This is a genomic window from Mesorhizobium sp. M0491, assembly GCF_040321265.1.
Taxonomy (GTDB): domain Bacteria; phylum Pseudomonadota; class Alphaproteobacteria; order Rhizobiales; family Rhizobiaceae; genus Mesorhizobium.
In genome coordinates, this window is record NZ_JAMYRE010000005.1 from 88103 (window position 1) to 112992 (window position 24890).

Consider the following 24890-nt stretch of genomic DNA (forward strand, 5'->3'; position numbering starts at 1 on the left):
CAATTGATATTGTTAGGGTGCTTTCTGTGAGAAAATCTCACAATAAAGTTGATACCCATGACCAAACGCCTGCCACCGCTCAATCCGCTGCGCGCCTTCGAGGCAACGGCCCGGCATGGCTCGCTGACCAAGGCGGCCAATGAGCTGAATGTCACGCATGGCGCCGTCAGCCACCAGATCAAGGCGCTTGAGCAGTCGCTCAGTGTCAAGCTGTTCGAGCGGGTCGGTCAGCGGGTCAAACTGACACCGCATGGCGCGGAGCTTCTGCCGGCAGTGTCGACCGCCTTCGACGGCATCGCGGCCGCCACCCAGCGCATGACAAGGCCGGCGAGCAGCGGCACACTTTCGGTCTCCTGCGTGCCGGCGCTTCTGTTGTTGTGGATGACACCGCGGCTCGGCAGTTTCATGGCGCAATATCCCGACATAAGGCTGACGCTTATTCCTTCCAACGATCCCAAGGATTTGCGGGCGCCCACCATCGATGTCTGCGTGCATTATGGCGACGGCAGCTGGACCGATTGCTGGATGCGCAAATGGTCGGGCCTCGAACTGTTTCCCGTGGTCAGCCCGACACTGATCAACAACCGGCCGATCCGCAGCGTCAGGGATCTCGCCGACCATGTCTTCCTGCATGGCGACGACGGCCGCGAATGGCACACCTGGCTGGCGGCGGCCGATGCGCTGGACCTGGAGCGGGGTCGTCGCCATCACCTCGGCGATGCGCGTATGGCGACCGAGGCGGCGGTGCATGGCCATGGCGTGGCGCTGGGCGACTCGGTGACGGCAAGCGCGCTGCTGGCCAGGGGCATGCTGGTCGCGCCGTTCAGCCTGTCGGTGCCGGCGGTCGACGATTTCTATGTCGTCTGCCGCAACGAGATGCGGACGACGCCGATCGTGCAGGTGTTCATCGACTGGCTGTTCGCCGAGAAGGCCGGGGATGACGGGCGCGCCGACGCCCCGGTGGCCGGCCGCATCGTCAGCCGCCGCAAGCGTCCGGCGCTCAGGGTGATGGGCGCCAAATCCGCAGGCTGATGCCAGGCTGCGCGCCGCCGCATGCAGGCAGCTCTTTTTGTCGGGCCAGCCTGAAAGCGGGCAGCGTTCCGGCCGATTCGATGCTATGAGGCCTGTCGCGATTGTGGATGGCAGGCAGCGAAGGCGGTGTTGAAACATGGCTAAGACCGATATTGCGCGGCGCGTCTACAATCACACCTGGAAGCTCGATCCTATCGTGCGCAGCCTGCTCGACACGGATTTCTACAAGCTTTTGATGCTGCAGATGATCTGGGGCATGTATCCCAAGGTCGACACCACCTTCTCGCTGATCAACCGCACAACTTCGGTGCGCCTTGCCGACGAGATCGACGAGAGCGAACTGCGCGAACAGCTCGACCATGCCCGCACGCTGCGCTTCTCCAAGAAGGAGATGATCTGGCTCGGCGGTAACAATTTCTACGGCCGCAAGCAGATCTTCGAGCCGGAATTCCTCGCTTGGCTGGAAGGCTTCCGGCTGCCCGAGTACGAGCTGTCGAAGCGCGACGGGCAGTATGAGCTGACCTTCAGCGGGCCGTGGATGTACACCACGCTGTGGGAAATCCCGGCGCTCGCCATCATCAATGAACTTCGATCGCGCGCGGCGATGCGGGCGTTCGGGCCTTTCGCGCTCGACGTGCTCTATGCCCGCGCCAAGTCCAAGATGTGGGCCAAAACCGAGCGGCTGAAGGCGCTGCCCGGCATCCGCATCTCGGACTTCGGCACGCGCCGGCGCCATTCCTTCCTGTGGCAGCGCTGGTGCGTCGAGGCGCTGAAGGAAGGCATCGGCGAAGCGTTCACCGGCACCTCCAACGTGCTTCTGGCCATGGACAACGACCTCGAAGCGCTCGGCACCAACGCACATGAGCTGCCGATGGTGTTCGCCGCGCTTGCCGACTCGGAAAAAGAGCTGAGGCAGTCGCCCTACAAGGTGCTGCAGGACTGGCAGCGTTACTATGGCGGCAATCTGCTGATCGTGCTGCCCGACGCTTTCGGCACCGCGTCGTTCCTGCGCGACGCGCCGGACTGGGTGGCCGACTGGACGGGCTTTCGCCCCGACAGCGCGCCACCGATCGAAGGCGGCGAAAAAATCCTGTCCTGGTGGCGCGACAAGGGCAAGGATCCCCGCCAGAAACTGCTGATCTTCTCCGACGGGCTCGAGGTCGAAACCATCGAGGAGACCTACCGCCACTTCAAGGGCAAGGTGCGTATGTCCTTCGGCTGGGGCACCAATCTGACCAATGATTTCGAAGGCTGCGCGCCGACGGAAACCAACAGCCTCGACGCCATATCGCTGGTTTGCAAGGTCACCGAGGCCAATGGCAGGCCAGCGGTCAAGCTTTCCGACAATCCGGCCAAGGCGACCGGCGATGTGAAAGAGATCGAGCGGTATCTCAGGATCTTTGGCGAGAAGGACCGCGTGGAGCAATTGGTCAAGGTGTGAGGGGATGGGGCTCCTGGCATCGCCTGCAAAGATGGAATCTCGGATAGCTTGAGTTCCCGCACACCCCCCTCTGTCCTGCCGGACATCTCCCCCGCAAGGGGGGAGATTGGCCGCTTCGACCAGTCCGCCTTTTTCTCCGAAGTTGAAAATTGGCGAAAGCCTGGGCGACATCCGATCTCCCCCCTTGCGGGGGAGATGGCCGGTAGGCCAGAGGGGGGTGTGAAGGATCGCGGCGGCGAAGGTTATCGCCTCTTGATCACAAGCTTCATCTGCTTATTCGTATCCCTCCCCACCCCCGCCTTCGCGCACGCCTCCGACCGTGGCCACGTCCTGCTCCTGCCGACCGGCTACTATCTGGTCGGCGGCGCCTTCGCCGTGGCCGTCAGCTTCCTCGTCCTTGCGCTGCTGCCTGCGGATTCACTTGACCGCTTTTGGCGACGGCGCCTGCCGTTATTCGCCCTCGGTGACGCCACCCGCGCCGCCATCAGCCTGCTATCCTTCGCCGGCTTTGCAATTCTCATCGCCGCCGGCCTTTTCGGCAGCCGCGACCCACTTTCCAATCCTCTGCCACTGGTGATCTGGACGCTGTTGTGGGCCGGCCTCACGCTGTTGCAAGGCCTCTTCGGCGACCTCTGGTCATGGCTGAACCCCTGGTATGGACCATGGCGTCTCGCCTCGCGCCTGTTCGGGACCGGGGATCACGGAGCATGGCGCCTGCCCCGTTGGGTCGGCTGCTGGCCGGCTGCCATCCTGTTCTTCGCCTTCGCCTGGTTCGAACTCATCGATCCCGCGCCCGACGATCCGGCACGGCTGGCTTTTGCCGCCGGCCTATATTGGCTGTTCTCTTTCCTCGCCATGCTGGCGTTCGGCTATCGCGGCTGGAGCCGCAGCGGTGAATTCCTGACGGTCTTCTTCTCGATGGTGGCGCGCTTTGCCATGGTCGAACGCAACCAAGACGGCCGGCTTGCACTTTGCTGGCCCGGCGCCAAGCTGCTGGCCGCGGAGCCCTTGCCGGCCAGCGGCATCGCCTTTCTGCTGCTGGCCCTGTCGTCGGTATCCTTCGACGGCCTGTCGAAGACCTTCTTCTGGCTCGGCCTGTTCGGTATCAACCCACTCGAATTTCCCGGCCGCACCGCGCTGATCGGCAGCGGCACTTTCGGGCTGATCCTGACATTCGCGCTGCTGGCCGCGGTGTTCCTGCTTGCCGTCCGGCTCGGCCAGCGTCTTGCCGGCAGCGATCACACTCTCGGCCAGGCCGCAGGCCTGCTGGTGTGGTCGATCGTGCCGATCGCGCTCGCCTATCACGTCGCGCATTATCTGACGGCGCTGCTTGTCGACGGCCAATATACGCTTGCGGCACTTTCCGACCCGTTCGCGATGGGCTGGAACTTGTTCGGCACCGCCGACATGCAGATCGAGGCCGGCATCGTTGCCGGGGCGGACTCGGCGTGGTGGCTGTGGAATGTCCAGGCCTGCGCCATCATCCTTGGCCATGTGCTCGCCGTCCTCGTCGCCCACGGCTTCGCCTGGCGCCTGCATCCGCAGCCCTCCCGCGCGGCACTCAGCCAGTTCCCGCTTACCTTGCTGATGATCGCCTATACGGTGTTCGGCCTCTGGTTGCTTGCCACGCCGACGGTTGGATGAGAAAAGAGCGGCCTCGATATCGTTGGGGAAGCTCGCTTGCCACATCGAGGCTTTGATGATTTAGTTTGTACACATGCAATTTTTGCGTCCTCTAAGCGAGGATGCCGAAGCCGCCTTATCGTTGGTCAAAACTGAAAACAGGGGAACGAACATGGCTGACAAGAACGGATTTTTCGACCTCTCCAAGACTGGCCTCACCCGCCGCACGGCGCTGAAGGGCCTGGCCGCGGGCGCCGGCCTCGCCGTCGCGCCGGGCTTCGTCCGCTATTCCCAGGCGCAGAGTTCCGCGCCGGTCAAGATCGGCTTCCAGTCGCACCGCACCGGCATCGGCGCCGCCTACGGCCGCTGGTATGAGAAGACGACGGCTGCCGCGGTGAAGGCGATCAACGCCGCCGGCGGCATCAATGGCCGCCAGGTCGAGGTGATCATCGAGGATGACGGCACCGACCCCGGCCGTGGCGCCGAGGTGGTCGGCAAGTTCGCCACCCAGCACAAGACCGACATCGTCTTCGGCACGCTGTTCTCGCATGTCGTCATCGGCTCGGCGCCCGCCGCCGGCGAAAACAAGATGCCCTATTTCGTCGTCAGCGAAGGCCATCACGTCGCCTCGACAAAGCTGAACCGCTATGTCTTCCAGCCCGGCATCACCGACGTGAAGAGCCAGATCCAGTCGATGGCGCCGTGGATCGCGGCCAATGTCGGCAAGAAGGTGACGCAGATCTTCCCCGATTTCGCCTTCGGCTACGACCATCGCGACTACCTGCCGCCGGCACTGAAGGCGCAAGGCGCCGAGGTCATCGCGCAGATCGCCATTCCGCCGACGGAATCGTCCTTCACCAAATACTTCCCGCAGATCCCGGCCGAGACCGAGGTGATCTACCACGTCATGGTCGGCCCGGCCGTGCTCACCTTCGTCAAGGAGCTCGGGGAGTTCTACGGCTCCAACCGGCCGCAACTGTTCGGCTTCATCGATTCGCTCGAGGCCACCGACATCAACAGCCCCGGCCTCGAATTCCTCGACGGCAGCCATTTCTGGGAAGGCTCGCCGCGCTATGCGCAGGCCGATGATTCCGAGGCGCAAAAGGCCTATCGCACCGCCGTCGGCATCGACGACGATGGTGCGGCCGTCGGCGACCCCAAGGACGTCTCCACCGCAGCCCACATGTTCGGCTGCTGGGAGACGCTCTACGTCGTCAAGAAGGCGATGGAAGATGCCGGCTACAAGGGACCGGAAGACCGCGCCAAGCTGGTCGAGGCGACCGAAGCCCTGACCGAATTCGCCGAAGGTGCCGAGCATCCGCAGGGGCCGAAAACCTTCAACGGCAAGATCCACCAGTGCTTCGGCATCCAGAACATCTCCAAGGTCGAAGGCGGCAAGCTCAAGGTCGTGCACAAGACCAAGATCGAAGACGGGCTTTACGAGGCCGAGGGAGATTACACGACGCAGGCGCTGTGAGGCTTAGCTTCAGCAGCGTGAGCGCCAAGGCACCCCCCTCTGTCCTGCCGGACATCTCCCCCGCATGGGGGGAGATCGGCAGTTCGTGCGGCGGCGTCCATCTGCGAGCGTTGATGGTTGGCGAAACCAGTGAGGACATCCAATCTCCCCCCTTGCGGGGGAGATGTCCGGCAGGACAGAGGGGGGTGCCTCGCGCATCCGCCGGTGCGTAGCCGATGCACTTCGGTCCCCACCTTCTCCTCGCCGCCCTCGAAGGCCTCGTCACATCCGCGGTGCTGGCGCTGACCGCGCTCGGGCTGTCCCTGGTGTTCGGCGTCATGCGGGTGGTCAATGTCGCGCATGGCGAGTTCTTCATGCTGGGCGCGGTGCTCGCCTGGGCGATCACCACGGCCATCGGCGGTCACCCTGTGCTCGGCTTCCTGGCGGCGCTGGTGATTGCGCCGCTGATCGTCGGCGCCATTGCGTTGGTCGCCGAACGGCTGGTGCTGCGCCGGCTCAACTACAACCCGGAAGCCACCATCGTCGCCACCATCGGCATGCTCTACATCATCCAGCAATTGGCGCTGACTTTTTACGGCCCGGAGGCGCGGCCGGTGGAGCCGCCGTTCAGCTACCGCATCCTTTTGCCTTGGTTCGGTTACTCCGGCTACAAACTGTCTGTTATCGCCGCTTCCGCGCTGCTGCTCACCGCGACATGGCTGGTGCTGACGCGCACCAGGATCGGCCTCGTCATGCGCGCCACGCAGTATGACAGCGAGACGGCGCAAGCCTTCGGCATCCCTGTCGGCCGTGTCTATGGCTGCGTCTTCGCGCTCGGCGCCATGCTGGCGGCCATTGCCGCGGTGCTGATCGTGCCGATCAGCCAGGCGCATTATCTGATGGGACAGGATCCGCTGCTGCTCTCCTTTATCGTCGTCATCATCGGCGGCCTCGGCTCGCTGCGCGGCACGGTCGTCGCCGCCGTGCTGATCGGCCTCTCCGACGGCATCATCTCGATGTTCTTCTCGCCGACTTTGGCCAAGATCATCGCAACGCTGCTGGTCGCCATGGTGCTGGTGTTCCGCCCGCAAGGCCTGTTCGGGACGGCATCGCGATGAGCGAAGCTTCGCCGGCAAAAGCCTATGCCTTGCATCTCGGCGTCATCGCGCTGCTCTTCGTGCTGAGCTTCCTTTTGCCGGAGTATTATCACGGCCTGCTCGCCCGCATCATGGTGCTGGCGGTGTTCGCCATGGGCTACAACATGCTGTTCGGCTATGTCGGCCTGCTCAGCCTTGGCCATGCCATGTTCTTCTCCGCCGGTCTCTATGGCGCCGGCCTTGCCGTCATCCAGCTTGGCTGGGGCGTACCAGCGGCATTTGCCGCTGGGATTGCCTGCGGTGCGCTCCTGGCGCTGGTGATCGGCCTGCTGGCGTTGCGCACCACGGGCGTCGCCTTCATGATCGTCACCATGATGTTCGCTCAAGTGTTCTACCTCCTCATCCTCTACTTCGCGACTTGGACCGGCGGCGACCAAGGCATGGTCGTGCCGCAGCCGGCGCGGGTGCTCAGCTTTGGCGCTACATCGCTCGAACTCACCAATCCGACGGTGCGCTACATGACAGCGCTGGCGCTGTTTTCCATCGTGCTGCTCGTCACATTGGCCATCGTCCGCTCCCGCTATGGCCGCGTGCTGGTCGCCATCCGCGAGAATGAGGAGCGCACGAAGATGCTCGGCTACGACACGTTTTCGAACAAGCTCGCCGCCGTCGTCATCTCCGGCACCATCTGCGCGGCCTCGGGGGCCGCCTATGCGCTGCTGTTCGGCTATGTCGGATCGAGCTTCGCGTCGGTGCAGTATTCGATCCTGCCGCTGCTGTGGGTGCTGCTGGGGGGTGCCGCGACGACGCTCGGACCGCTGATCGGCACGCTGTTCATGTACTATGTCATCGATATCACCAGCGGCTACACCTCCGCCTATCTGCTGATCGTCGGCATCGCGCTGATCCTGCTGGTGCTGTTTTTCCCGAAAGGCATTCTGGGCAGCATCCGCCAGCGCTGGCTCGGGTGGCTGCCATGATGCCGCTTTTGACCACCAAGGGCCTGTCGCGCAATTTCGGTGGTCTGCGCGCCGTCGACAATGTCGATTTCGCGCTGATGCCGGGCGAGATCCGCGCCGTGATCGGCCCCAACGGGGCGGGGAAGACCACCTTCGTCAGCCTGGTCAGCGGCCGCATCCAGCCATCTGCCGGCATGATCGTCTTCGACGGCGCCGACATCACCAATCTGCCTGCCTATGTCAGGGTGCGCAGGGGCATCGCCTACACCTTCCAGCTCACCAGCGTCTATGCCAACCTGTCCGTTTACGCCAACGTCGCGCTGCCCGCGCAACTGACGCTGCGGCATGACAGCCATTCCAAGAACGCGATACAGGCCGCTGTCATGACCGCACTGGAACGCACCGGCCTGGCCGATCGTGCCCACATGCCGGCCGGCCAATTGTCCTACGGCCATCAGCGCCTGTTGGAAGTGGCGATGGGCCTGGCGCTGAAGCCGCGCCTGCTGATCCTCGACGAGCCGACGCAAGGCCTGGCCGACTCTGAGATCGACAATTTCATCACGCTGGTGCGCGAGATCGCCAAGAACGCCACCGTGCTTCTGATCGAGCACAACATGCCCGTGGTCATGCAACTGGCCGACCGCGTCACCGTCTTCAATGCCGGCAAGATCCTGGCCGAAGGCACCCCCGAAGCGATCCGCGAGAACGCGGCGGTGCAGGAAGCCTATCTTGGGACCGCCCCATGACTGAACCTAAGTCTCAAGCACTCACCATTTCGGGGCTCGACTGCTTCTATGGCGAGGTCCAGGTGCTCTATGGCCTCGATCTGGTGCTGAACAAGGGCGAGGTGCTGTGTCTGTTCGGCCGCAACGGCGCCGGCAAGACGACGACGCTCAAAGCCATCATGGGGCTGGTTCCCTCAAGCGCCGGCTCGATCAAACTGGCTGGCCAAGAGTTGACCGGTCTACCGGCGCATGAGGTGCCCAAGGCCGGCGTCGCCTATGTACCGCAGGGCAGACGGCTGTTCGCCGAAATGACGGTGGCCGAAAACATCGAGATCGGCCTGATGGCGCGCGGCAAGGGCAAGGCCGTGCGGGAAAATGTCCTCGACCTGTTCCCGCTGCTGCGCCAGCGGCTGCGGCAGCGCTCGGGCACGCTGTCCGGCGGCGAACAGCAGATGCTGGCCATGGCGCGCGCGCTCTGTCTCGAACCGCAAGTGCTGCTGCTCGACGAGCCGACCGAAGGGCTGATGCCGTCGATGATCGCCAAGATCCGCGAGACGGTGTCGAAGCTGCGCGACATGGGCGTCTCGACCATCCTGGTCGAGCAGCGTGTCGATGCGGTGCTTTCGATCGCCGACCACGTTGCCTTCATCGAAAACGGCCGCAACCGCGAGACGGTCGACGTCGAGAAGTTGCGCGCCGACCCGTCGGCGGTCCGCCGCTATGTCGGCGTCGGGTGATCAGCCGAAGAACAGAAAGCCCGCGACCAAAAATATCGGGATCAGCACCAGCCCAGACCACAGCATGTAGCCGAAGAAGCCCGGCATCTTCACGCCGCGATGGCGGGCGATGGCGTAGACCATGAAGTTCGGTGCATTGCCGATATAGGTGTTGGCGCCCATGAACACCGCGCCGGCCGAGATCGCGGCAAGCGTCGAAGCGAACTCCGTCATCAGGTGCCGGGGGTCGCCGCCGGCAAGCTCGAAAAACACCAGATAGGTCGGCGCATTGTCGAGGAAGGATGACAGCGCCCCAGTCAGCCAGAAATAGGCGAGGTCGTTGGGCGCACCCGAGGGTGAACTGACAAGCGACACCAGCGGCGCCAGTGCCCCCTCATGGCTCGCCCTGAGGATGGCGATGACCGGCACGATGCAGACGAAGATGCCGGCAAACAATTTGGCCACCTCCGCTATCGGACCCCAGTTGAAGCCGTTCGCCTCGCGGTGGCTCTTGTAGGAGAGCGGAAGCGACAGCAGGGCGAGCGCCAGGATGATGGCATCGCGCACCAGGTTCTGCAGTTCCAGGCTAACCCCGAACACGGAGAAGCTGACGCCCGGCTTCCAGGCCGCCGACAGCAGGATGGCGCCGATCACACCTGCCAGCAGCGGAAGGTTGGCCAGGCCGCGCAGACGCACCGTCGTGTCCGGCGTCGGATCCTTGATCTTCGGCGCGCCAGCCTCGCGCCGATGCAGGATGATGTCGATGCCCAGAAAAACGGCCAGCACGGCACCGCCGACGAACAGGGTCTCGCGCCAGAGATTGGCGGTCGTCCAGAAGAAGTCGACACCTCTGAGGAAGCCGACGAACAGCGGCGGATCGCCAAGCGGCGTCAGCGAGCCGCCGATGTTGGACACCAGGAAGATGAAGAAGATGACGACATGGGCGTTGAACGGCCTGTTATCGTTGGCGCGGATGATCGGCCGGATCAGGATCATCGAGGCACCGGTCGTGCCTATCACCGAGGCCAGCAGTGCGCCGACCAGCAGCAGGCCTGCATTCACCAGCGGCGTGCCGTGAATGTTGCCGGCAAGGAGAATGCCGCCCGAAATGGTGAACAGCGCAAACAGCAGGATGATGAACGACATGTATTCCGTGAGCAACGCATGCAGCACCGCTTCGGTCGCTGTGGGAACACCGAAGGCAGCCGCCAGCGGCACGATCACCAGTGCGGCCCAAAGGGCCGATATCTTGCCGTAGTGATGTTCCCAGGCATGAGGAAACAGCAGCGGACCGGTGGCGATCGACAATAGCAGCCCGGCAAAGGGCAGCGCCCACCACAGCGACATCGAAGCGCCGGGCAGGCCGTGGTCTTCGGCCGCGAATGCCTGTGCCGGAAACAGCATCGCGGCAATCATTGCAGCGCATGCTGCCGACAAGGGGATCAAATATAAAAAAGGCCCCCTCATCCGGCCGCTGCGCGGCCACCTTCTCCCCGAGGGGAGAAGAGACTCGGCGCCGACGCTCGCCTTCTCCTCTCCCCTCGGGGAGAGGTCGGATTGCCCCGAATTGCCCTTCGCAATTCGGCTGGCAATCCGGGTGAGGGGGTGCTTGCCCAACGGCCGTTCAATCCGACAAAGGATCTTCGAGCGTCACGCCGGCGTCGCGCAGGCGCTGCAGCATGGCATCGAGCGAACCGTTGAGATCGATGCCGCGGCAGGCATCGAGCCGCACTGTGGTTTTGAAGCCCTGGCTGACGGCGTCCAGCGCCGAAAAGCCGACGCAGAAATCGGTCGCCAGCCCGACCAGGGTCAGCGTGTCGATGCCGCGCTCCCGGAGGTAGCCGGCAAGGCCGGTCTGGGTCGTGCGGTCGTTCTCGAAGAAAGCCGAATAGCTGTCGATATCAGGCCTAAATCCCTTGCGAATGACGAGCTCGGCCTTGGTCCAGGCGAGGCCGGAATGGAAATCCGAGCCCAAGCTGCCCTGGATGCAGTGGTCCGGCCACAGCGTCTGCTGACCATAGGGCATTTCGATCATCGTGAAAGGCTGCGCGCCCGGATGGCTGGAGGCAAAGCTGGAATGACCGGCGGGATGCCAGTCCTGCGTCAGCACGACATGGTCGGTTCGCCGGATCAGGTCGTTGACCAGCGGCACGATCTCATCGCCGCCGGCAACCGCCAGCGCGCCGCCGGGACAAAAGTCGTTCTGCAGGTCGATGACAACAAGCGCCTCGTCGGCCATGGGCTTTCCTCTTCCGTATGCAGGCTCCAGTGGAAAATGCCGCTGACGCGACCGGACGCAGAAACTTGACCAGATGGCCGGCGGCGTCAACCTCTCGCGACATAACAAATGCGTGCCGGCCGGGCCGCCGCAAACTCGGGCTTTGACAAATCCTGCGGGCTTGATATCATTTGCATACGAATGAGTTTCTCGGCTCGAACGCCGGAAATACCGGATTCGGAAAGTTCCTTTCTGGAAGGCAAAGCGTGATCCGTTACGCGAAACCCACCTCGGTCGACGAAGCGCTCGCTTTGCTTGGCGAGGGCGCCTGGCGCATCCTTGCCGGCGGCACCGATTTCTATCCGGCACAGGGCAGCAAACCCTTCCGCGACAATGTTCTCGACATCAACGGCCTGGCGGCGCTGCGCGGCATTGCCGAGACGCACGACCATTTCGTCATCGGCGCGCGCACGACCTGGACCGACATCGTCCGCCATCCCTTGCCTCCGGCCTTCCACGCGCTGAAACAGGCGGCGCGAGAGGTCGGCTCGATGCAAATCCAGAACGTCGCCTCGGTCGCCGGCAATCTCTGCAACGCCTCGCCGGCCGCCGACGGGGTGCCGGGCCTGCTCATCCTCGATGCCGAGGTCGAGCTGCGCTCGGTGGCCGCGACGCGGCATCTGCCGTTGCAGGACTTCATTCTCGGCAACCGCCGAACCGCTCTGCTGCCCGGTGAGATGGTCACGGCCATCCGCGTGCCGAAGCCCAGCGGCACGTCGGCTTTCGTCAAGCTCGGCGCGCGCCGTTATCTCGTCATTTCCATCGCCATGGTGGCGGCGCGTCTGGTCGTCCAGGATGGCCTTGTCCGGCAAGCGGCGGTCGCCGCCGGCTCCTGTTCGGTGGTGGCCAAGCGGCTGGCCGGCGTCGAAGCCGCGCTGCACGGTCTGCCGGTGGACGGCGGACTCGCCGACGCGGTCCTGGCCGCGCCGATGGCAGAACTGTCGCCGATCGCCGATGTGCGCGGCAGCGCCGAATACCGGCTCGATGCGGTGCGCGAGATTGTTGCCCGCACGGTGCTCGCGGCTATGGGGCGTACGACTGGCGAAGAGGTGGCGGCATGAGCCAAAATTGGCCTGACGCGCGTGAAGCCCTGCCCGATCCGGGCAGTGCCCAGCCAGGCTTCGGCGCTGCGCGCGCCGATATCGCCTTCGAGGTCAATGGCACCGCCGTCTCGGTCAATGTGCCGCCCCTGCGCCGCCTGTCCCTGGTGTTGCGCGATGAATTGCTGTTGACCGGCACCAAGATCGGCTGCGACGCCGGCGACTGCGGCGCCTGTACGGTGCTGGTCGACGGCGATCCGGTCTGCGCCTGCCTGATGTCGGCGGCTTCCGCCGCCGGGACGGCGGTAACATCCGTCGAAGGCCTCGCCAATGGCCGGCTGTCGGCGCTGCAGGCCTCGTTCCTTGCCCATGGCGCGGCGCAGTGCGGCATCTGCACGCCGGCGCTGCTGGTCGCGGCAACGGCGTTGCTGGACAAACAGCCAAGCCCGACCGAGGCCGAGGTGCAGGATGCGCTGGGCGGTATTCTCTGCCGCTGCACCGGCTACCGGAAGATCATCGCGGCGGTGATGGATGCGTCCCTGCAGGGCGCAAGCCTCGATTTCCGCTTGCCTCGATCAGGCCATGCGATCGGCTCCTCACCCGTCCGGCTCGATGGCGTGCCGAAGGTCACCGGGGCTGAGAAATTCGGCGGCGATTCCTTCCCCGCCGATGCGCTGGCCGTGCTGGTGGTCCGCTCGCCGCATTATCACGCCAGCTTCGCCTTCGGCGACCTCGACGGCTGGACGAAGGCGCATCCCGGCATAGCCGGTGTCTTCACAGCAGCCGACATTCCCGGAAAAAACTGTTTCGGCGCTATCGGCCCGTTCGCCGACCAGCCGGCGCTGGCCGAAGGGTTTGCGCGGCTCCGTGGCGAGGCGGTGGCGCTGGTTGCCGGCGAGCGCGAGGCGATACTCGATCTCGATTTGTCGGATTTTCCTGTCCGCTGGAGCGAACTGCCGCATTTTCTGCAACCTGCCGAGGCGCAGGCTGAGGGTGCTGCGCTGATCCATGAAAGTCGGCCGGCGAACCTGCTCACCTCCGGCCTGGTCGAGCGAGGCGACCCCGAGACGGCGCTTGCCGGCGCTGCGTTCACCGTGTCCGGCGCCATCGACACCTCCTATGTCGAGCACGCCTATATCGAACCGGAAGCCGGCTATGCCTATCTGGACGGCGACACGCTGGTCGTCGTCGCCTGCACCCAGGCGCCCTATATGGACCGCGACGAGACGGCGAAGGTGCTCGGCCTAGCCGTCGACAAGGTGCGCATCGTGCCGACCGCGACCGGCGGCGGTTTCGGGTCCAAGCTCGACGTTTCGCTGCAGCCGCTGATCGGCCTGGTGGCGATGAAGACGGGGCGGCCGGCGGCACTTGCCTACACCCGCAACGAATCGATGGTGTCGACCACCAAGCGCCATCCGGCCGAGATGAAGGCGACCATCGGCGCCGATGCCGACGGCCTTGTCACCGGCATGATCTTCGAAGGTGACTTCAACACTGGCGCCTATGCAAGCTGGGGCCCTACCGTGGCCAACCGCGTGCCGGTGCACGCCTCCGGACCCTACGCGACGCCGAATTACCGCGCCGAAGGCCGCGCCATCCACACGCATGGGCCGATCTCCGGCGCCTTCCGCGGCTTCGGCGTGCCGCAGGCGACGATCATGCAGGAGACGCTGTATGACGAGCTAGCCGGCAAGCTCGGCATGGACCGGCTCGATTTTCGCTTGAAGAACTGCCTTCGTAACGGATCCGAAACGGTTACCGGGCAGCTTCTGGAGTCCGGCGTCGGCATTGCCGAATGCCTCGAATCGCTGCAGCCGCACTGGGTGCGCGCAACGGCTGATGCGGATGCATTCAACAGCGCCAGCAGGGATAGAAAGCGCGGTGTTGGCATCGCGTCCTGCTGGTATGGCTGCGGCAACACCTCGCTGCCCAACCCGTCGACCATCCGGGTCGGCATCGCGGCTGACGGCACGGTCATCCTGCACCAGGGCGCTGTCGATATCGGCCAGGGTTCGAACACGGTCATCGCCCAGATATGCGCCGACGCGCTCGGCCTGCCGCTTGAGAAATTTCAGTTGAAGAGCGCCGATACAGCCATCACCCCCGACGCCGGCAAGACCTCGGCCTCGCGCCAGACCTTCGTCACCGGCAAGGCGGCCGAAAAGGCTGGCCGCGCCTTGCGCGAAAAGATCCTGCGCTTCGCCAATGTTTCGGAAAAAGCCGCTCTGCAACTGGACGGTTCGGCGATCGTCATCCGCGAGGGAGAAGCCACCCGCCGCATCGATCTCACCACATTGGACGTGGATGCCGAAGGCTTCGTCTTTCGCGCCGAGGAGACCTACGACCCGCCGACGCTGCCCCTCGACGCCAAGGGCCAGGGCAAACCCTACGCCGTCTACGGCTATGGCGCGCAGATCGCCGAATTGGAGGTCGACCTCAAGCTCGGCACGGTGAAGCTGCTGAAAATCACCGCCGCGCATGATGTCGGCAAGGCGATCAACCCGCTGCTGGCCGAGGGCCAGATCGAAGGCGGCATTGCGCAAGGCATCGGCATGGCGCTGATGGAAGAGTATATCCCCGGCCGCACCGAGAATTTGCACGATTATCTCATCCCGACCATTGGCGACGTGCCGCCGATCGAAACCATCCTGATAGAAGTTCCGGATCCGGAAGGACCCTTTGGTGCCAAGGGTTTGGGCGAGCACGTGCTGATCCCGACGGCGCCGGCGATCCTCAATGCCATCCGCCACGCCACCGGCGTGCTGGTCACCAAGATTCCGGCGACGCCGACGCGTATCCGCGCTGGCATCCGCGAAAAAGATGGCATCCGCGAAAAGGAGGCACGCCGATGAGCGAGCTTGCCGAGCGCTTCGAAACGCATGATCCCGGCGAGAAGCTTGTGGCGGAGAAGATCCGCTGCGATGCCTGTCCGGTGATGTGCTACATCGCTGACGGGCGCACCGGCGCATGCGACCGCTACGGCAATGTCGGCGGCAGGATCGTGCGGACGGACCCGCTGACCATCCTCGATCATGCGGCCGAGACCGGCGCGGCGATCGTGCCGTTCGTCGCCGAGGGCGAGGCCTGGGACGGCGAACTGGTCAACACCGGCCGCCGCTTCGTCACCGCAATCGGCGCCGGCACCACCTATCCCGACTACAAGCCGGCCCCCTTCATCGTCAGCCAGGAGGTCGAAGGCGTCGATCTCGTCACCGTCGTCACCGAGGGCATCTTCTCCTATTGCGGCGTCAAGGTGAAGATCGACACCGACCGTCATATCGGACCCGAAACGGCTGTCGTACGATCGCAAGGAGAAGCGATCGGCCATGTCACGACGGGCGAGTATGGCTCGCAGATGCTGTCGCTGGGCGGTGTGCACCATCTGACCGGCGGCTCCAAGGCCGAGGGACGCGCCACCTGTGACGCGCTGCTCAATCTGTGCAACCGCAAGCCGGTGGAACTGGCCATCGACGGCGGCGCCACCATCATAGTCGAAGCCGGCAAAGCACCTGTCATCGACGGCAAGCAGGAACACCGAATGCGCGTCGGCTGCGGCTCGGCCACCATCGGCATGTTCGCCACGCAATGGCGCGGCCTTGTCGACGAGGTGGTGGTGGTCGACGACCACATCACCGGCGTCGTTTCCGAGCATCAGGCCGGCAAGGTGCTGGGCTGGCAGGATACCGGGATAAAAATCATCGGCCGCCGTTCGACGCCGGGCCGCTATTTCAAGGTCTCCGAACCCGGGCTTGGCTGGGGCGGCACCAGCATTTCAGACCCGCTGTCGATCCTCGGAGAGTGGAACGCCAAGAAAGGCGCGCGGCCGGGGCTGTCGCTGCTGATGGTGTCGACCACCGGGGAACAGTTCGCCTATTACGAACTCGACGACGAACTGAAACCGGTGCAAAAACCTTTCCCCGAACGGCTGCAGAAGTCGGTCGGGCTGATCGAGGACAATTGCGAGCCAGCTTTGTGCACAGTGCTGTTCATCGGCGGCGCCGGCGGCTCGCTGCGGGCCGGCGTCACCGAAAACCCGGTCAACCTCACCCGCTCGGTTCAGGGCCTGACCACCTATGTCACGGTCGGCGGCGCGCCGGTCTATGTCTGGCCGGGCGGCGGCATCACGCTGATGGTCGATGTCACCAGAGTGCCTGAGGGTGCCTTCGGCTATGTGCCGACGCCGGCGCTGGTGGCGCCTATCGAATTCACGCTGCGCCGCGACGACTATGTCAGGCTCGGCGGGTACGAGGCCGAGATCCGCAGCGTCGAGGATATTGTCGCAAAAGGCGGTGAGTACCTCAATCCGCGCCGCGGCACAGGCGCCGAAGCCACCAATCCATGGCCGCCACTCGCGCAGCTGCGCCGTGCCGGCTCGAACGGGGCCGGGTGATGCAAGGGCCGCAAGCCAACTGGCTGCAGGACGGCAAGCGGCTCCATCTCAACCACGGGCCGATCGACCTGATCGTCGAGGTTTTTGGTGAGGCGGATGAATGCCGCCGAGCCTATGAACAGGCGGTAGCGCGGTTCCAGACGATCCTGATGGAGCTGGTCGAGGAGCTCCCCGAATTGCGACTACCGGCGTTTTTCCTGGCGCCTCGCAGCTTCGCCGGCCCGACGGCGCGCCGCATGGAAGCAGCCGTCATGCCCCTGGCGGAATGCTTCATAACACCGATGGCCGCCGTCGCGGGATCGGTAGCCGACGAAATGCTCGCCGCATTGCTTGCCGGCCGCAAGCTCGATCGCGCCTATGTCAACAATGGTGGCGACTGCGCAATCCATATCGGCAGGGGACAGTCGATGGGATTGGCGGTCGCCGGCACCGGTAACGGCATGGCGGACCGGATCACGATCCGCGCGGAAGATGGCGTTCGTGGCGTTGCCACCAGCGGCTGGCGCGGCCGCTCCTTCTCGCTTGGCATTGCCGACGCCGTCACCGTGCTCGCGCGGACCGGCGCCGAGGCAGATGCGGCAGCGACCCTCATTGCCAACGCGGTGGACCTGCCCGGCAATCCCGCCATCAAGCGCATTCCCGCGCACGAACTGTCGCCCGACAGCGATCTCGGCGCGCGGCTGGTGACACATGGTGTCGGCACGCTTGGCCTTGGCGAAGTGGCGCGGGCGCTGGACAAAGGCCTTGCCGTCGCCGAAGATTTTCGCCGGCGCGGCCTGATTGCCGCATCGGCGCTGTTTCTTGGCGGTGAGATCCGCATCAGTGGCTCGGTTGCGCTTGCAGCGCCCAACAAAAGTTCGAGGGAGGAAGTTGCCCATGCCTGAGTTTTCGATCCGCAAAATCGCGGTGCTGACCGAAGAGATTTTTCACGAGGGCGGGCCGGTGGCCCAGGTGCCGCGCCGCCGCGCCGCCGCCATGGCCCTGGTGAAAAACCCGTTCGCCGGGCGCTATGTCGAAGACTTGCAGAGCGCCATGGACGATCTGAAGCCGCTCGGCCTGTTGCTCGCCGACCGGCTGATCGCGGCGCTCGGCGGCGACGTCAAGCAGATCGACGGCTACGGCAAGGGCGCCATTGTCGGCACGGCGGGCGAGTTGGAGCACGGTGCGCTGTGGCATGTGCCCGGCGGCTACGCCATGCGCGAACGGCTCGGCGACGCCAAGGCGATCGTGCCGTCGGCCAAAAAGGTCGGCGCGTTCGGTTCAAAGCTCGATGTACCGCTCGGCCACATCAACGCCGCCTATGTGCGCAGCCATTTCGACGCCATGGAAGTCGGCATCAGCGATGGTCCGCGCCCAGACGAAATCCTGTTCTGCCTCGCCATGACCTGTGGCCCGCGCATCCACAATCGCATGGGTGGTCTCGCGGCCGATGACATCAAAGCCTGGGATGGCTTGCGGTGAGCGGCGAGGACAATCTGCTCAAGCTGGTCGAGGTCGAGGCGCCGGACGACCAGGATTACCTGCTGCAGGAGCAGGTCGGCTTCATCCTGCGCAAGGCGCATCAGCGCCATGTGGCGATATTTGCCGCGCATATCGGCGATCTGACGCCGCCGCAATTCGCGGCGTTGGCCAAGCTGCGTGACGTCGGCGAGACCTCGCAGAACCAGCTCGGCACGCTGATCGCGATGGATGCGGCGACGGTGAAGGGCGTCATCGACCGGCTGAAGGCGCGCGGCCTGGTCGAGCTTTCCAGGCACGAGGTCGACAAGAGACGGCTGCTGGTCAATCTGACCGCGGCAGGCCGCGATGCCATCGACCGCCTGATCCCGCTGGCGCGCGAGATCACCCAGGAAACGCTGGCGCCGCTCTCCGCCAAGGAGATCGCCACCTTCATGAAGCTGCTGGTGAAGCTGGCTTAGACCGCCGGGCGCCAAAAAGGCACCCGGCAGGAAGCTTGGCTCAGAGGCCGTTGTCCTTCAGCACCTGGGCGGCGTTTTCCTTGGTGATCTTCTCGGTCGGCAGAGTGATGGTCTTTTCGACCTTCTCGCCGTTGAGGAACTTGATCGCCTGGCGCAGGCCTTCGGCACCGGGAGTGACATAGGTGAAGGTTGCCGTCAGCTCGCCCTTGTTGACCATCTGCACGCCTTCGTTGGGCAGGCCGTCGATACCAATGAACTTGATGTCCTTCTCGCGGCCGACATCCTTGGCGGCGAGATAGGCGCCGTAGGCCATCGGATCGTTGTGTCCGTAAACGAGATCGATCTTCTCGTTGCTCTTCAGCGCGTTGGCCATCAGATTGTAGGCCTGATCCTGCTTCCAGTCGCCCGACTGCTGGTCGAGCAGATATTTGATGCCCGGCTCTTTGTCGGTGAATTCGTGGAAGCCGTCGTGGCGGTCATGCGCCGGCTGGGTGCCCATGCCGCCCCAGATCTCGACGACGTTGCCTGCAGCCTTGCCCTTGCCGCCAAGCAGTTCGACGGCATATTCGCCGGCCGCGCGGCCGATCAGCGCGTTGTCGCCACCGACGAACTGCGTGTAGTCCTTGGTCTCGACATTGCGGTCGAGCACGAAGACCGGGATCTTGGCATCGATCGCCTGCTGCACGACGCCGGTCAGGCCGGCCGATTCCTTCGGCGACACCAACAGCGCATCGACCTCCTGGCGGATCAGGTTCTCGACATCGGCGACCTGCTTTTCGGTCTTGTCCTCGCCGTCGGTGATGATCAGTTCGACCTCGGGATGCTTGGCGGCTTCGGCCAGGATGTCCTTGTTGAACTGCGCGCGCCAGGGCTCGATGGTCGTCACCTGCGAGAAGCCGATCTTCCACTTCTTGTCCTGGGCGAAGGCATTGCCGGTGGTCAGAAGCGCGGTGGTGGTCAGCAGCGCCGCGGTCAGGGCGGCAAGCTTCAGCATGTCACGTCGTTTCATTTTTTGTTTCCTCCGAGATTGAGAGACGGTGTCTCTTGCGACGGCCGCTTTGCCGCGGCCGTTTCCTTGTGCGCCGATTGCCCGCCGGGCAGGCGCAGATAGGCCAGGAGATCACCGGCATTGCGCTCCTGCACGAGCACGGTGCCGATGATGATCATCCCCTTCAGCACCAGCTGAAGGTTCGAATTGATGTTGTGGAGCTGCAGGATGTTGGAGAGCAGGCCGAAGATCAGCACGCCGCAGAACGTGCCGGTGAGACTGCCGCGGCCGCCCATCAGGCTGGTGCCGCCGATGACCACGGCGGCGATGGCATCGAGCTCCAGCCCGGCGCCGGCATCCGGCTTGCCTTGCCGGTACTGCGCGACATAGAGCACGGCGGCGATGCCGGCGAGCAGCCCGGAGACAGCATAGGTAGCGATCTTGACGCGACCGGCGGCGATGCCGGAGAGGCGCGCCGCCTCCTCGTTGCCGCCGATGGCGTAGACATAGCGGCCGAACGGCGTGAAGCGCAGCACCGCGCCATAGATCAGGATGGCGCCGAGGAAGAACAGGCCCGGCATAGGGATGATGCCGAACACCAATGAGCGCAGGATCTCGAAATCGGCGGTCGCGTTGGAGCCGGTATAGACCGGCAGCACCGCATTGTTCTGGCCGGCGGTCAGCCGGGCGATGCCGAGCGCCGTCACCATCATCGCCAAGGTGACGATGAAGGGTTGCAGCCGCCCGGCAACGATGATGAAGCCGTTGAGCGCGCCGAACAGCAAGCCGACGCATGGCGCCACCAGCAGCACGCCGAGCACGCCGAATTTCGGCTCGATCTGCGGCAGCAGAAACCACAGCGACAGGCAGCACAGGACCACGCCGACGACGGCGGGCGTGACCAGGCCGCGAATCCCGTCCAACTTGATCTCACGGAGGAGGTCGGCGCCGGCACGGGATTTTGCCAGGTTCTGGAAAATGAAGCGGGTGACGACGAAACCGAGGCAAAGCGCCACCAAAGCGACGGTCGGCACGCCCAGCACGACGCCTGGTGTCACGCCTGGAACCGTCAGCAGCATGGCGCAGACCACCGAGCAGATAGCCATCAGCGAGCCGACGGAGAGATCGATGCCGCCGGTGATGATGACAGCCGTCATGCCGGTGGCGATCAGGCCGGTGGTCGACACCTGGCGCAGCACATCGAGCAGATTGCCGTAGGAGAGGAAGATGTTGTTGCCCTTCGAGCTCATCGGCGAGCCGAGCACGCCGATCAGGAAGATGGCGATCAGGCCCCAATAGAGCTTGGTTCGGGACAGGAGTTTCAGGGCAGTCATGCGGCTGGTCTCGATATGGTCCGACGCGGGGCGGCGAGGCGCATGATGGCCTCCTCACTGGCCGCGTCGCGGGAAAGAATGCCTGTCTGGCGGCCATCGGCCATCACCAGGATGCGGTCGGAGAGGTGCAGCAGCTCCGGCAGTTCGGAGCTGATGACGGCGATGGCGAGGCCGTCGCGCGCCAGCCTGAAGATCAGGTCGTAGATCTCGCGCTTGGCGCCGACATCGATGCCGCGCGTCGGCTCGTCGAGCAGCAGCACCCTTGGCCTGGTTGCCAGCCACTTGCCGATGACGACCTTCTGCTGGTTGCCGCCCGACAACGTACCGGCGGGCTGATCGATGTCCCGGCAGCGGATGCCGAGGGCCTCGACCGCCTGCCGCGCCAGCCCCTGCTCGCCGGCCAGCGAGCGGATGCCGAAGCGGGCCAGCGAGCCGACCAGCGGCAGCGCGACATTGTCCGCGATCGAAGCCTGCAGATGCAACCCTTGCGTCTTGCGATCCTCGGTCACCAGCGCGATGCCCAGCCGCCTTGCATCGCGCGGCGAACGGATATACACGGGCCGGCCGTCGACCTGGATTTCGCCACCAGTACGGCCATCGCTCGAGCCGAAGATCGCTTCCAGGATCTCGGTGCGGCCCGAACCCAGCAGCCCGCCAATGCCGAGGATCTCTCCGGCGGCAAGATCGAAGCCGACGCCGTCGATCACCGTGCGCCAGCCATGCGCATCGGGTTTCGACAGCGACAGGTTTTCGACCGAAAGCACGATCTTGCCGCCGGAGTGGCGCTCTTCCTGGGAGGAAGCAAGCAGGTTGCGGCCGACCATCGCCGAAATGATCGCATCTTCGTCGAGCCTGGCCATCGGCTCGGTCAGCACATGGCGTCCGTCGCGAAACACGGTGACGCGACCGGCCAGATGCATGACCTCGTCGATGCGGTGCGAGATGTAGACGATGGCGACTCCGCTGTCGGCAAGCTGGCGGATGATGCGGAACAGCCGCTGGCATTCGGCCGGCGACAGCGCCGAGGTCGGCTCGTCCATGATCAGGATGCGCGCCGACATCGACAGCGCCTTGGCGATCTCGACCAGTTGCTGCTCGCCGACACGCAGGGCGCCGACGCGGGCTTGCGGATCGAGTTCGATGCCGAGCCGCTGCAACAAAGCACCCGCCGCGCGGCTGCTTGCCTTGCGGTCGACGATCAGCCCGGCGATCAGCTTCTCGCGGCCGAGGAAGATGTTGTCGGCGACGCTGAGTTCGGGCACCAGGTTGAGTTCCTGATGAATGATGGCGATGCCGGCATCCTCGGCGTCGCGCACGCCGCCGAAGCTGACCGGGCGGCCATCGACGCTGACCGTGCCGTCATAGCCGGTATAGACGCCGGAGAGGATCTTCATCAGCGTCGACTTGCCGGCGCCGTTCTCGCCCATCAAGGCATGAACCTCGCCGCGACGCAGCTCGAAGCCGACATCGACAAGCGCGGCGATGCCGCCGAAGCTCTTGGAAATGCGCTCGGCACTCAGAACGGTGTCCGACCGATCAGCCGCACCGTGCTGCGGGGAAAAGGAATTGCTCTCTTGCATGACAATGGCGGCCTCCCTCCGTCGTCGTCAATTTCCCGCAAACGCTAATCTAAACGTTTCGATCATGTCAAGCCGGTATAAGGTGCCGGACGTTTGATGCAATTCGATTCTTGCATAAAAGGACAGGATTCCGTACGTATTGGCCAGCAAGGGGTGTCGAAACGTTTCGAAAATGACAGCGTCAGGGCAAAAAAGACACCGCAAATCCACCGCGCCCACCATGCTTCATGTGGCTGAAGCGGCGCGTGTTTCTGTCGCCACCGTTTCGGCGCTGATCAATGGCACGGCGACAGTCAGCCCGGAGCTTAGCCAGCGCATCGAGCAGGCGATCCGCGATATCGGCTACAAGCGCAACGCGATCGCCCGCAGCCTGAAGATGGGCACGACCCGCACCATCGGACTGACCGTGCCGCACATCACCAACCCGTTCTTCACCGATGTCGTCTCGGTCATCCAGCAGGCCTTCGACCGGGCCGGCTATGCCGTCATGCTGTGCTGTACGGACGAGGATTTGAACACCCAGGACGACCAGATCAAGCTGCTGCTCGACCGCATGGTCGACGGGCTGATCGTGGCGCGCGTCGGCGACGGCGCGATCCTCAAGCGGATCGTCGACGACGCCAACGTGCCGGTCGTGCTGCTCGATCGTATCTGCAAAGGCGTCGACACCGATGCCGTGGTGCTGGACAACCAGCGCGCGGTGTTCGACGCCATCACCTATCTGATCAATCTCGGCCACCGGCGCATCGGTTACATCACCGGCACCTCGGACATCTCGCCGATGCATGACCGCATGGCGGGATATCGCGAGGCGCTTCACGCCGCCGGCCTGCCGATCGCCGAAGAACTGATCCGCTTCGGCAATTTCCATGAGATCGACGGCTATAACGAAACCATGCAGATGCTTTCCTCGCATGATCGGCCAAGTGCTATCTTCTCGGCCAACAACCCGATGGTGATCGGCACCATGAAGGCGATCCGCGACATCGGCCTGTCCTGCCCGGAAGACATTTCGGTCGCCTGCTTCGACGACTTTCCATGGTCCGACGTGTTCCAGCCGCAGTTGACCACGGTGGCCCAACCGGTGCAGGCGATCGGAGAACAGGCGGCCAATCTGCTTCTCGACCGTCTTGCCGGCAACAGGGACGCGCCGCCGCGCAAGCTTTTGCTCAAGGGCCGGCTGATGATCCGCAATTCATGCCGTCCGCTCGGCGCGATTGCGCAGAGCGTGAGCGCGTAGCCTTCCCCCGGCGTAAGTCGTACCAGGACTTCTCAGGCCGCCTGCGACAGGGATTTGTGCGCCTCGGCCAGGATCTCGAACGACCGCACCCGCGCCGCATGATCAAAAATCTGCGCGGTGACCATCAGTTCGTCGGCGCCGGTGCGGCGCACGAAGGCATCGATGCCTTGCCGTACCGTTTCCGGGGAGCCGACGACGGCGCAGGACAGTGCCTGGCCGAGCATGGTCTTGGCCATCGGATCGAGATCGCGGTCATAGTTCTCGACAGGTGGCGGCAGCCGGCCGGCCCGACCGGTGCGCAGATTGACGAAGGCCTGTTGCAGCGAGGTGAATAACAAACGTGCCTCGGCGTCGGTGGGCGCGGCAAAGACGTTGAGGCCGAGCATGACATGCGGCTTGTCGAGCTGCTCCGACGGCTGGAAGCGCGAGCGGTAGACGTCCAGCGCGTGATCCAGCTCCGCCGGCGCGAAATGCGAGGCGAAGGCGTAGGGCAGGCCGAGCATGGCGGCGAGCTGCGCGCCGTAGAGGCTGGAGCCGAGGATCCAGACCGATACGTCCTGGCCTTCGCCGGGCACGGCCCGGATGCGCTGGCCCTCCTCGGCTGGCTGGAAATAGCCCATCAGCTCGACGACATCCTGAGGGAAATTGTCGACCCCGGTCTCGAGATTGCGGCGCAAGGCACGGGCGGTGCCCATGTCGGTGCCGGGCGCCCGGCCGATGCCGAGATCGATGCGGCCCGGATGCAAGGCGGCCAGCGTGCCGAACTGCTCGGCAATCACCAGCGGCGAATGGTTGGGCAGCATGATGCCGCCGGCGCCGACGCGAATGGTCTTGGTGCCGCCGGCGACATGGGCAATGACGACTGCTGTGGCGGCGCTGGCGATGCCCGGCATGTTGTGATGCTCGGCGAGCCAGAAGCGCTTGTAGCCCAGCCGCTCGGCATGGCGGGCAAGATCGAGCGAGTTGGCCAGCGACTGCGAGGCATCGCTGCCTTCGACGATCGGCGACAGGTCGAGAACGGAAAGGTCGGTCATGAACGGGATCCTGTGTCAGGACCGCATGTAGGAAGCAT

At 64.5% G+C, this 24890-nt stretch carries 21 protein-coding genes; 15 read left to right on the forward strand and 6 right to left on the reverse strand.

Going from position 1 to position 24890, the window contains the following annotated elements; translation table 11 throughout:
• Window positions 1-57: 57 nt before the first annotated feature.
• The 8 genes from gcvA to NKI69_RS07765 all read left to right on the forward strand — a co-directional run bounded on the left by gcvA (window position 58) and on the right by NKI69_RS07765 (window position 9070).
• Complete coding sequence (gene gcvA / locus NKI69_RS07730) at window positions 58-1032, forward strand: transcriptional regulator GcvA (RefSeq protein WP_128304210.1); 975 nt, start codon at window positions 58-60, stop codon at window positions 1030-1032.
• 136 nt (window positions 1033-1168) lie between these two features.
• Window positions 1169-2473: a nicotinate phosphoribosyltransferase gene (pncB, locus tag NKI69_RS07735; RefSeq protein WP_352720828.1), complete on the forward strand. Its 1305-nt coding sequence runs from the start codon at window positions 1169-1171 to the stop codon at window positions 2471-2473.
• Between the two features lie 195 nt (window positions 2474-2668).
• On the forward strand, window positions 2669-4117 hold the full coding sequence (locus tag NKI69_RS07740) for a hypothetical protein (protein WP_352720830.1): 1449 nt from the start codon (window positions 2669-2671) through the stop codon (window positions 4115-4117).
• A 151-nt stretch (window positions 4118-4268) separates the two neighbouring features.
• Window positions 4269-5573 (forward strand): ABC transporter substrate-binding protein, encoded by a 1305-nt coding sequence (locus tag NKI69_RS07745; RefSeq protein WP_352610972.1) that lies wholly within the window; start codon window positions 4269-4271, stop codon window positions 5571-5573.
• A 215-nt stretch (window positions 5574-5788) separates the two neighbouring features.
• Entirely contained in the window at window positions 5789-6670 is an 882-nt protein-coding gene (locus NKI69_RS07750) for a branched-chain amino acid ABC transporter permease (RefSeq protein ID WP_352720833.1), read from the forward strand.
• Window positions 6667-7629 carry a branched-chain amino acid ABC transporter permease gene (locus tag NKI69_RS07755; RefSeq protein WP_352720835.1) on the forward strand — a complete coding sequence of 321 codons (963 nt, stop codon included), beginning with the start codon at window positions 6667-6669 and terminating at the stop codon, window positions 7627-7629. Before NKI69_RS07750 ends, NKI69_RS07755 begins: the two co-directional genes overlap by 4 nt.
• Window positions 7626-8354 (forward strand): ABC transporter ATP-binding protein, encoded by a 729-nt coding sequence (locus tag NKI69_RS07760; RefSeq protein WP_352720837.1) that lies wholly within the window; start codon window positions 7626-7628, stop codon window positions 8352-8354. The genes NKI69_RS07755 and NKI69_RS07760 overlap by 4 nt, the downstream gene beginning before the upstream one ends.
• Window positions 8351-9070: an ABC transporter ATP-binding protein gene (locus NKI69_RS07765; protein WP_352720839.1), complete on the forward strand. Its 720-nt coding sequence runs from the start codon at window positions 8351-8353 to the stop codon at window positions 9068-9070. The genes NKI69_RS07760 and NKI69_RS07765 overlap by 4 nt, the downstream gene beginning before the upstream one ends.
• Here NKI69_RS07765 and NKI69_RS07770 read toward each other — a convergent pair whose 3' ends face one another.
• Window positions 9071-10465 (reverse strand): sodium:proton antiporter, encoded by a 1395-nt coding sequence (locus NKI69_RS07770; protein ID WP_352720841.1) that lies wholly within the window; start codon window positions 10463-10465, stop codon window positions 9071-9073.
• A gap of 208 nt (window positions 10466-10673) precedes the next feature.
• Window positions 10674-11288, reverse strand: coding sequence for a bifunctional nicotinamidase/pyrazinamidase (gene pncA / locus NKI69_RS07775; protein WP_128309136.1), 615 nt, complete (start codon window positions 11286-11288; stop codon window positions 10674-10676).
• Window positions 11289-11533: 245 nt separating this feature from the next.
• Between pncA and NKI69_RS07780 the strand changes: the two genes are divergently transcribed.
• Genes NKI69_RS07780 through NKI69_RS07805 form a run of 6 tightly spaced genes read left to right on the forward strand, consistent with a single transcriptional unit; the run spans window position 11534 to window position 18676 of the window.
• A complete protein-coding gene (locus tag NKI69_RS07780) occupies window positions 11534-12388 on the forward strand; it encodes an FAD binding domain-containing protein (RefSeq protein ID WP_352720843.1) in 855 nt (284 codons plus the stop codon).
• Window positions 12385-15219: a molybdopterin-dependent oxidoreductase gene (locus tag NKI69_RS07785; protein WP_352720845.1), complete on the forward strand. Its 2835-nt coding sequence runs from the start codon at window positions 12385-12387 to the stop codon at window positions 15217-15219. The genes NKI69_RS07780 and NKI69_RS07785 overlap by 4 nt, the downstream gene beginning before the upstream one ends.
• A complete protein-coding gene (locus tag NKI69_RS07790; RefSeq protein ID WP_352720847.1) occupies window positions 15216-16757 on the forward strand; it encodes a 6-hydroxynicotinate reductase in 1542 nt (513 codons plus the stop codon). Before NKI69_RS07785 ends, NKI69_RS07790 begins: the two co-directional genes overlap by 4 nt.
• A complete protein-coding gene (locus tag NKI69_RS07795) occupies window positions 16757-17641 on the forward strand; it encodes a UPF0280 family protein (protein ID WP_352720849.1) in 885 nt (294 codons plus the stop codon). Before NKI69_RS07790 ends, NKI69_RS07795 begins: the two co-directional genes overlap by 1 nt.
• The gene (locus NKI69_RS07800; RefSeq protein ID WP_127271009.1) at window positions 17634-18218 is read left to right on the forward strand and encodes an amino acid synthesis family protein; all 585 of its coding nucleotides are present in this window, start codon (window positions 17634-17636) and stop codon (window positions 18216-18218) included. The genes NKI69_RS07795 and NKI69_RS07800 overlap by 8 nt, the downstream gene beginning before the upstream one ends.
• Window positions 18215-18676, forward strand: coding sequence for a MarR family winged helix-turn-helix transcriptional regulator (locus NKI69_RS07805; protein WP_127271007.1), 462 nt, complete (start codon window positions 18215-18217; stop codon window positions 18674-18676). The genes NKI69_RS07800 and NKI69_RS07805 overlap by 4 nt, the downstream gene beginning before the upstream one ends.
• Window positions 18677-18716: 40 nt before the next feature.
• Here NKI69_RS07805 and NKI69_RS07810 read toward each other — a convergent pair whose 3' ends face one another.
• Genes NKI69_RS07810 through NKI69_RS07820 form a run of 3 tightly spaced genes read right to left on the reverse strand, consistent with a single transcriptional unit; the run spans window position 18717 to window position 22578 of the window.
• Complete coding sequence (locus NKI69_RS07810) at window positions 18717-19685, reverse strand: substrate-binding domain-containing protein (protein WP_352720852.1); 969 nt, start codon at window positions 19683-19685, stop codon at window positions 18717-18719.
• Window positions 19682-20998 (reverse strand): ABC transporter permease, encoded by a 1317-nt coding sequence (locus NKI69_RS07815; RefSeq protein WP_352720854.1) that lies wholly within the window; start codon window positions 20996-20998, stop codon window positions 19682-19684. Before NKI69_RS07815 ends, NKI69_RS07810 begins: the two co-directional genes overlap by 4 nt.
• Complete coding sequence (locus NKI69_RS07820) at window positions 20995-22578, reverse strand: sugar ABC transporter ATP-binding protein (RefSeq protein ID WP_352720856.1); 1584 nt, start codon at window positions 22576-22578, stop codon at window positions 20995-20997. The genes NKI69_RS07815 and NKI69_RS07820 overlap by 4 nt, the downstream gene beginning before the upstream one ends.
• A gap of 220 nt (window positions 22579-22798) precedes the next feature.
• Between NKI69_RS07820 and NKI69_RS07825 the strand changes: the two genes are divergently transcribed.
• Window positions 22799-23818: a LacI family DNA-binding transcriptional regulator gene (locus NKI69_RS07825; RefSeq protein ID WP_127296487.1), complete on the forward strand. Its 1020-nt coding sequence runs from the start codon at window positions 22799-22801 to the stop codon at window positions 23816-23818.
• Window positions 23819-23850: 32 nt separating this feature from the next.
• Here NKI69_RS07825 and NKI69_RS07830 read toward each other — a convergent pair whose 3' ends face one another.
• Complete coding sequence (locus NKI69_RS07830; protein ID WP_352720858.1) at window positions 23851-24852, reverse strand: LLM class flavin-dependent oxidoreductase; 1002 nt, start codon at window positions 24850-24852, stop codon at window positions 23851-23853.
• Window positions 24853-24890 lie beyond the last annotated feature (38 nt).

Coding starts and splice junctions, on each gene's coding strand:
- NKI69_RS07750 (WP_352720833.1), top strand. CDS start 5,789: ATGCACTTCGGTCCCCACCTTCTCCTCGCCGCCCTCGAAGGCCTCGTC.
- NKI69_RS07745 (WP_352610972.1), top strand. CDS start 4,269: ATGGCTGACAAGAACGGATTTTTCGACCTCTCCAAGACTGGCCTCACC.
- pncA (WP_128309136.1), bottom strand. CDS start 11,288: ATGGCCGACGAGGCGCTTGTTGTCATCGACCTGCAGAACGACTTTTGT.
- NKI69_RS07760 (WP_352720837.1), top strand. CDS start 7,626: ATGATGCCGCTTTTGACCACCAAGGGCCTGTCGCGCAATTTCGGTGGT.
- NKI69_RS07785 (WP_352720845.1), top strand. CDS start 12,385: ATGAGCCAAAATTGGCCTGACGCGCGTGAAGCCCTGCCCGATCCGGGC.
- gcvA (WP_128304210.1), top strand. CDS start 58: ATGACCAAACGCCTGCCACCGCTCAATCCGCTGCGCGCCTTCGAGGCA.
- NKI69_RS07825 (WP_127296487.1), top strand. CDS start 22,799: ATGCTTCATGTGGCTGAAGCGGCGCGTGTTTCTGTCGCCACCGTTTCG.
- NKI69_RS07830 (WP_352720858.1), bottom strand. CDS start 24,852: ATGACCGACCTTTCCGTTCTCGACCTGTCGCCGATCGTCGAAGGCAGC.
- pncB (WP_352720828.1), top strand. CDS start 1,169: ATGGCTAAGACCGATATTGCGCGGCGCGTCTACAATCACACCTGGAAG.
- NKI69_RS07790 (WP_352720847.1), top strand. CDS start 15,216: ATGAGCGAGCTTGCCGAGCGCTTCGAAACGCATGATCCCGGCGAGAAG.
- NKI69_RS07755 (WP_352720835.1), top strand. CDS start 6,667: ATGAGCGAAGCTTCGCCGGCAAAAGCCTATGCCTTGCATCTCGGCGTC.
- NKI69_RS07820 (WP_352720856.1), bottom strand. CDS start 22,578: ATGCAAGAGAGCAATTCCTTTTCCCCGCAGCACGGTGCGGCTGATCGG.
- NKI69_RS07765 (WP_352720839.1), top strand. CDS start 8,351: ATGACTGAACCTAAGTCTCAAGCACTCACCATTTCGGGGCTCGACTGC.
- NKI69_RS07770 (WP_352720841.1), bottom strand. CDS start 10,465: ATGATTGCCGCGATGCTGTTTCCGGCACAGGCATTCGCGGCCGAAGAC.
- NKI69_RS07740 (WP_352720830.1), top strand. CDS start 2,669: ATGGCCGGTAGGCCAGAGGGGGGTGTGAAGGATCGCGGCGGCGAAGGT.
- NKI69_RS07795 (WP_352720849.1), top strand. CDS start 16,757: ATGCAAGGGCCGCAAGCCAACTGGCTGCAGGACGGCAAGCGGCTCCAT.
- NKI69_RS07800 (WP_127271009.1), top strand. CDS start 17,634: ATGCCTGAGTTTTCGATCCGCAAAATCGCGGTGCTGACCGAAGAGATT.
- NKI69_RS07810 (WP_352720852.1), bottom strand. CDS start 19,685: ATGAAACGACGTGACATGCTGAAGCTTGCCGCCCTGACCGCGGCGCTG.
- NKI69_RS07815 (WP_352720854.1), bottom strand. CDS start 20,998: ATGACTGCCCTGAAACTCCTGTCCCGAACCAAGCTCTATTGGGGCCTG.